Origin of the sequence: Suilimivivens sp. (assembly GCF_037359455.1) — a bacterium.
Lineage (GTDB): Bacteria > Bacillota > Clostridia > Lachnospirales > Lachnospiraceae > Suilimivivens > Suilimivivens aceti.
The window spans coordinates 36,211-43,464 of the sequence record NZ_JAXXXI010000050.1; the positions used below are offsets into that span (position 1 = coordinate 36,211).

The 7,254-nt window shown below is 44.3% G+C and carries 7 protein-coding genes and 1 tRNA gene; all 8 read left to right on the top strand.

The window, feature by feature from the left end:
* Positions 1-64: 64 nt before the first annotated feature.
* The 8 genes from WJQ40_RS10600 (at position 65) to WJQ40_RS10635 (ending at position 7,002) form a co-directional block, all read left to right on the top strand.
* Entirely contained in the window at positions 65-1,411 is a 1,347-nt protein-coding gene (locus WJQ40_RS10600) for an SLC13 family permease (RefSeq protein ID WP_337404281.1), read from the top strand.
* 15 nt (positions 1,412-1,426) lie between these two features.
* A complete protein-coding gene (locus tag WJQ40_RS10605) occupies positions 1,427-2,026 on the top strand; it encodes a cytidylate kinase-like family protein (RefSeq protein WP_118798793.1) in 600 nt (199 codons plus the stop codon).
* Between the two features lie 171 nt (positions 2,027-2,197).
* Positions 2,198-2,271: transfer RNA gene (locus WJQ40_RS10610), tRNA-Pro, on the top strand.
* 168 nt (positions 2,272-2,439) lie between these two features.
* Positions 2,440-2,871, top strand: coding sequence for a GtrA family protein (locus WJQ40_RS10615; protein WP_337540023.1), 432 nt, complete (start codon positions 2,440-2,442; stop codon positions 2,869-2,871).
* Positions 2,872-2,883: 12 nt separating this feature from the next.
* Complete coding sequence (locus WJQ40_RS10620; protein WP_337540025.1) at positions 2,884-4,200, top strand: S1C family serine protease; 1,317 nt, start codon at positions 2,884-2,886, stop codon at positions 4,198-4,200.
* A 38-nt stretch (positions 4,201-4,238) separates the two neighbouring features.
* The gene (locus tag WJQ40_RS10625) at positions 4,239-5,186 is read left to right on the top strand and encodes an HD domain-containing protein (protein WP_262574273.1); all 948 of its coding nucleotides are present in this window, start codon (positions 4,239-4,241) and stop codon (positions 5,184-5,186) included.
* A gap of 43 nt (positions 5,187-5,229) precedes the next feature.
* Positions 5,230-6,732, top strand: a complete 1,503-nt coding sequence (rlmD, locus tag WJQ40_RS10630; protein ID WP_337540029.1) for a 23S rRNA (uracil(1939)-C(5))-methyltransferase RlmD — start codon at positions 5,230-5,232, stop codon at positions 6,730-6,732.
* A gap of 72 nt (positions 6,733-6,804) precedes the next feature.
* Complete coding sequence (locus tag WJQ40_RS10635; protein ID WP_337540031.1) at positions 6,805-7,002, top strand: RNA methyltransferase; 198 nt, start codon at positions 6,805-6,807, stop codon at positions 7,000-7,002.
* Positions 7,003-7,254 lie beyond the last annotated feature (252 nt).

The window sequence follows — 7,254 nt, forward strand, 5'->3', positions numbered from 1 at the left end:
AATTCTTGAATCACTCAGGGTTAGGTGTTATAATCACCCGAGATTATAAGGAGGAGGAGAGAAAATGGCACAAATTATTGCAACTGTGATATTTCTTGTCATGTTTCTGCTGATCATTTCAGAGAAGCTGGAAAGACATATCGTAACACTGCTGAGTGGATTACTGACATTGGTGCTGGTATTCGGTGTCTGTATGCACAGTATGTCAGCAGTGATCAATACGTTAAATTTTAAGGAGATTGGAACTTTAACCTTCTGGTATCAGGCTGGTGAAGCGGCTGAGACCTCCAGTGGCATCAACTGGGCAACCATTATCTTCATAGCAGGTATGATGATCATGGTAGAGGGTATGGGTAATGCAGGCTTCTTCCGCTGGCTTTGTATGAGACTGGCTAAGGCTGTTCATTACAAGACTGTAGCAATTTTCATTACTTTTATGGTTATGTCCAGTATTCTGGCTATGTTTATTGACAGTATTACCGTTATACTGTTCCTGGCAGCAGTAACAGTAGAGCTGGCACAGCTTTTGAAATTTAATCCGGTACCTATGATTCTTTCAGAGATTTTCTGTGCGAATCTGGGTGGAGCGGCTACCATGTGTGGAGATCCCCCGAACATTATTATCGGAACATCCCTTGGATATTCATTTGGAGATTTTATCAGTAATACGGGACTGATCGTTATTTGTGCACTGGTACTTACCGTGATTTATTTCTTCCTCGTATTCCATAAGCAGCTCCGTAGTGACGGAACTGTAGATACATCCGCATTTCCGGATCCCAAAACAGCCATCAGGGATAAGAAGAGCTTTACCATCAGCTGCATTATATTTGCACTTGCAGTAGTTCTTCTTGTAACACATGCACAGACAGGACTTACCGTTGCAACCATCGGACTTGGCATAGCCATCCTGACACTGGTCACATCTGGTAAGGAAGCTGTAGAGCTGATGAAAAAGGTAGATTACAAGACGCTGCTGTTCTTTGTCGGACTGTTTGTTGTAGTAGGTGGTCTGGAGCAGACTGGTGTGCTGGAAGTGATCGCAGGTCTGATCGCCAAAGTCAGCGGAGGAAATATCAAGCTGATGATCGCTATTATCATCTGGGGTTCCGCTATTGCCAGTGCCTTTGTAGATAATATACCATTTGCAGCAACCATGATTCCTGTTATCAAGAGTCTTGCCGTAGCACAGGGTGTAGACCTTTCCACTCTGGCATGGGCACTTTCCATGGGAACAGATATCGGTGGAAGTGCAACACCGATCGGTGCATCTGCGAATGTTGTTGGTACTGCTGTTGCAGCCAAGCATGGTCATCCTATTGGATGGGGCAAGTACTGTAAGGAAGTTGCACCTGCAACCATTATGGTAGTTTTATTCTCCATGTTATTTATCTTTGTAAGATACTTATAAAAGGAGGCAGCATCAATGGAAAAACAGCTTATTATTTCTATAGGACGTGAATTCGGTTCAGGCGGACATGAGATCGCAGAGATTCTCGCAAAGCACTATGGACTGAATCTGTATGATAAGAACCTTCTGCAGGAGATTGCCAATGAGAAAAGCGTAGAGGTAAAGAACCTTGAGAAGTATGATGAGGTTCCAAGAAATCTCTTTATGACAAGAACTGTTAAGGGTTATTCCAATTCTGCGGAAGAGAACCTTGCCAATATGCAGTTTGATTACCTGAGAAAAAAAGCAGAATCCGGAGAATCCTTCGTGGTGGTAGGGCGCTGCTCTGAAGACGTATTAAAGAAGTATCCTGGAACGATCTCTATTTTCATCCTCGGTGACTGGGAGAGTAAGGTTGACCGTGTCGTACGTATTTATGGAATGAACAGGGATGAGGCAGAAACCTTTATGGTTCGTCAGGATAAGAAGCGGAAGAATTATCACAATTATTACTGTAAGGGTAAATGGGGTGATTCCCGTAATTATGATGTATCTATTAACAGCAGTAAGCTTGGAGAAGATGTAACTGCTGAGATGCTGATCGATTACATAAACAGGAGACAGAATAAGCACTGATCCGCCTGAAATAAAAGCATGGCAGGAAGCTGCAGGAGCAGTTCATCTGCCGTGCTTTTAAAAACAGAGCTTCTGCGGATTTCTCTGAATGCCGAATTGCATCTGAATAGCAGGTTTTCAGTATTGACAATTTGGTCTAAAAATTGTATGATAGCTAATGTCGTATGAAATCGGGGTGTGGCTCAGCTTGGTAGAGCGCTACGTTCGGGACGTAGAGGTCGCGTGTTCGAATCACGTCACCCCGACTATAGTTAAGTAAGGTCTGAGGATCTGTGATCCTCAGGCTTTTTTATGTCATCGGAAATGACCCGTTCTAGGTGGAGAATCCTGCTTGCAGGATTCTTTCTTGCAAAAAGGGCTGTAAAATTTTATACTGTTATCATGTGAGAATATATGGAAAAGAGGATACAGACGTGATCGAAAAGCTGAAAGGTAAACTGGATATAACCTTCCTGAAATTTGTACTGGTAGGTGTTGTCAATACAGTCGTAGGGACGGCTGTCATGTTTCTTGCTTACAATCTGCTGCATCTGTCATACTGGATTTCTTCTGCAGCCAATTATATAGTAGGCAGCATATGCAGCTATTTCCTGAATAAATATTTTACCTTTCAAAATAAAAGTAAATCTCCGGTTGTCATCCTTAAATTCATTTTAAACATTACCGTGTGTTATCTGATCGCATATGGTGGTGCAAAGAAGCTGATCCTGCTTCTTTTAAGCGGACTTTCCACAGAATGGCAGGACAATATCGCCATGGTATGTGGCATGGGACTGTTTGTAATATTGAATTACTTTGGTCAGAGATTCTTTGCTTTTAAAGAGGAGAAAAGGGAAGAGGAATAAGGAGAAATCTGTATGGAAGAACAGCAGAATCAGGATAGAACGGATTTTTTGAAAGAGACCATCAAGCAGCGTCCCTTAAACCGGAAAAAACTGATAAGGAAAACAATTATCACAGCAGCTATGGCTGTGATCTTCGGACTGGTAGCGTGTCTGACCTTTCTTCTTCTGGAACCGGTCATAAGCAACCGCCTTTATCCAGAAGAAAAGCCGTCTACTGTAGTACTCGTGGAAGAGAAAGAGTCAGAAGAGATCCTGCCGGAGGATATGATCGCAGATGATTCCGAAATGTCCCCGGAACCTGTGACACCGGTACTGGAAGATGAGCAGATCGCCCAGGTGCTTTCCGAGATGAAGCTAGGTGTCGAGGATTATACATCGCTTTACGATTCACTGGCGGCAGTTGCGAAGAGTGTGCAGTCTTCCATGGTGACAGTGGTTGGAATTACCTCAGATGTGGACTGGTTTAATAATGTATATAAAAATGAGGGATCTGTTGCCGGAGTGATCATAGCAGATAATGGAAAAGAACTTCTGATTCTGACGAATTATCCAGCTGTTGAAGACGCAGAGCTTCTGGAAATCACATTCAGCGATGAACTGGAATATGAAGCTGAACTGAAAAAAAAGGACAGTAATACAGGACTGGCTATTCTTGCAGTAGAAAAAAATACTATGAAGAGGACAACGCTGCAGGCTGCAGAGCCGGTTAAGCTGGGAACATCTGCCGGAAGCAACCTCATAGGAAACCCGGTTATTGCACTTGGACAGCCTGCGGGTGTTGCCGGGTCTGTCTGTTACGGCTTTGTAACCTCTGCAGGCAGTACGGTCGATCTTCCTGATTCCAGATATAAATGGATCACTACTGATATTTACGGCAGCTCTTCTGCCACGGGCATTCTTGTGAATTTAAGCGGGCAGGTAATAGGTATCATAGATTCCTCCCATAACAGCAGTGATACCAGAAATCTGGTCAGTGCTATAGGGATCACGGATCTCCGGAAGCTGATCGAGAGAATGTCAAATGATAAGGATATTCCGTATCTTGGTATCCATGGTGCAGATGTGACGTTGCAGGTGCATGAGGAACTCGACGTACCTTATGGAGCCTATATCATGGAAATAGACATGGATTCGCCGGCAATGGCGGCAGGTATACAGAGCGGAGATGTGGTCACCGGAATTGGAGATACCAAGGTTACCAGTTATCAGGAGCTGATCAATGGTATGATGGATATGGAGCCGGAAGAAACTATGACGTTGACATTGCTTCGTCAGGGACCGGAAGGCTATACGGAAATGGAGCTTCCCGTAACGTTGGGAACCCGATAAGAGAAAAATCATGAACAAAAGGAAAGGGCAAAGTAGAAATGAAATATATTAAAGATTATAAAGACGGTGACAGAGTGTTTGATATTTACCTCTGTAAACACAAGATCTCGGCGGTAACAAAGAATGGAAAGCCTTATGATACAGTGGTACTTCAGGATAAAACAGGAACCATAGACGCAAAGGTGTGGGATCCCAATAATGCAGGTATCGCAGAATTTGATTCCCTGGATTATATCGAGGTGTATGGAGATATTACCAGCTTTCAGGGAGTGCTGCAGGTCAATGTCAAAAGAATCCGTAAGTGTCAGGAAGGTGAATATGCGCCTGCGGATTATCTGCCTGTCAGCAGGTTCGACAGAGAAGAAATGTATCAGGAGCTGCTTTCTTATATTAACGGAGTGGAAAATACATATCTGAAGCAGCTGCTCCAGGAGTTTTTCGTAAAGGATCAGGCGTTTATCAGTGCCTTTAAGCAGTCATCCGCAGCCAAAACGGTGCACCACGGATTTGTGGGAGGCCTGCTTCAGCATACACTCGGTGTAACAAAGCTCTGCGATTATTATTGTAGTACATATCCACTGTTAAAGAGAGATCTGCTGATCACAGCAGCAATCTGTCATGATATGGGAAAGACCAGAGAGATTTCTCTTTTCCCGGAAAATGACTATACCGACGCAGGACAGTTCCTTGGTCATATTGTGATCGGTGTGGAAATGATCGGTGAGAAGGTGCGGAATATCCCAGGTTTCCCAGAAGTATTGGCGAATGAACTGAAGCACTGTATCCTTGCGCATCATGGGGAATATGAATTTGGTTCGCCAAAGAAACCTGCGATCATGGAAGCCATGGCGCTAAACCTCGCAGATAATACGGATGCCAAGATGGAGACCTTTACTGAGATTCTGGAAAACAGCAAGGATAATAACGGATGGCTTGGCTTCAACAGACTGTTTGATTCCAATTTGACAGGAACCAGAATGGAATAATAGCAGGAAGCCATAATAACGCAGAAACAGGGCGGAGAAAAGCGTGAAAAACAGAGAAAACAGCTTTAAAAAGAATGACACTATAGAAACAGAAATTATAGATATAAGTCATGATGGAGAAGGGATAGGCAAGGTAGACGGCTATCCCTTTTTCATCAAGGACACTGTGATCGGAGACCGGATCCTGGCAAGGGTTACCAAGGTCAAAAAAAACTATGGCTATGCCAGGGTGGAAAAAATCCTGAAGCCTTCTGACTGGCGTACAGAGCCGCCCTGTAAGCTGTACAGACAGTGTGGCGGTTGTCAGATCCAGGCGATGGATTATCAGGAACAGCTTGCCTTTAAGCAGAGGAAGGTCCGTGATCAGCTGATTCATATCGGAGGCTTTTCGGAGAAGCTGGTAGATGAGACGGGCGAGCCTGTTGTGGGAATGGAATGTCCTTTCCGTTATCGTAATAAGGCTCAGTATCCGGTGGGACAGAACAAGGATGGCGAGCCGGTGACTGGATTTTATGCGGGAAGAACACACAGTATCATTGAAAATACAGAATGTTATCTCGGAGCAGAAGAGAATCAGGTGATCCTGCAGGCAGTTCTTACCTATATGAGGGAAAATCATGTTCCGGCTTATGATGAGGTGAGCCACAAGGGGCTGATCCGACATATACTGATCCGAAAAGGTTTTACCAGCGGAGAACTGATGGTGTGCCTTGTGATCAACAGCAGAAAGCAACTCCCCTTTCAGGATCGCCTGATCCGGCTCCTTCAGGAGATACCGGGAATGACCAGTATTTCCTTAAGCCATAATCTTGAAAAAACGAATGTCATCATGGGAGGGGAGGTCACTACGATCTGGGGTAATGACCGGATACAGGACACGATCCATGTAAGGGATGTCCTGCATGATTTTGCACTGACAGATCAGGGGATCACCTTTTCTATTTCTCCACTGTCCTTTTATCAGGTCAATCCTGTTCAGACAGAGAAGCTGTACAGCCTTGCACTTTCCTATGCAGCACTTACCGGAAAGGAAACGGTCTGGGATCTGTACTGCGGGATTGGAACGATTTCTCTTTTCCTTTCCGGCAGGGCAAAGCAGGTTTATGGCGTGGAGATCATTCCACAGGCCATTGAGGATGCCCGGAAGAATGCAGAAAGAAATCACATCACTAATGCAGAATTTTTCGTAGGAAAGGCAGAGGAGGTACTGCCAGAGAAATATGGACAGGAAGGGATCTTTGCAGATGTGATCGTGGTAGATCCGCCCAGAAAGGGCTGTGACGGAGCCTGTCTTGATACCATGCTGAAAATGAAGCCGGAGAGGATCGTATATGTGAGCTGTGACAGTGCGACTCTTTCAAGAGATCTGAAGATCCTCTGCGAGGGTGGCTATGAGCTGAAAAAGTGGCGGGCGGTGGATCAGTTCCCAATGACCGTGCATGTGGAGACAGTATGTTTATTGTCCAAACTCCACGAAGCGAAGCATCATGTGAATGTGAGACTTGACATGGACGAGATGGATTTAACGGCGGCTGAGAGGCGCTAAAGGTCCAGGGGACCTTTGCCCAGCGCGGACCGAAGCGGAGCGTAGACAGGCTACTTATGAGGAAAGAAGTATGTGGCAAAGCATAATGATGGGATGAAGGTATCTAATCTGTATATTGCACAGATAAAGCAGAATCATGGAATTATAGAAAGAGAGAACTATAATAAGCCAAAATCTGAGAAGGGCGGACAGCAGGAATGTCCAAAAGAAAAAGAAATAGCGATTGAAGAGGCGTTGAAGTATTTTCAGATGATTCCAAGTGAATCATAGGCTAACTTGGCTTATCGGATGGAGAAAATTCAACTAATGTTATTGAGCCTTCGGACATTGGGAATAAAATCTGATGTTCGTAGGCTTTTTGTTCATGACAATAGAATGTTTGCGGAGCGTGCATTCTATTGTATACAGAAAAATTTTTCGCAGATATAATAAACATGACATATAGCTGTCGTGTTGAATCAGGTATAATATGTATGGAGTGTAAGAAACGATGAAAATAGATAGACTTATCGGTATATTGTC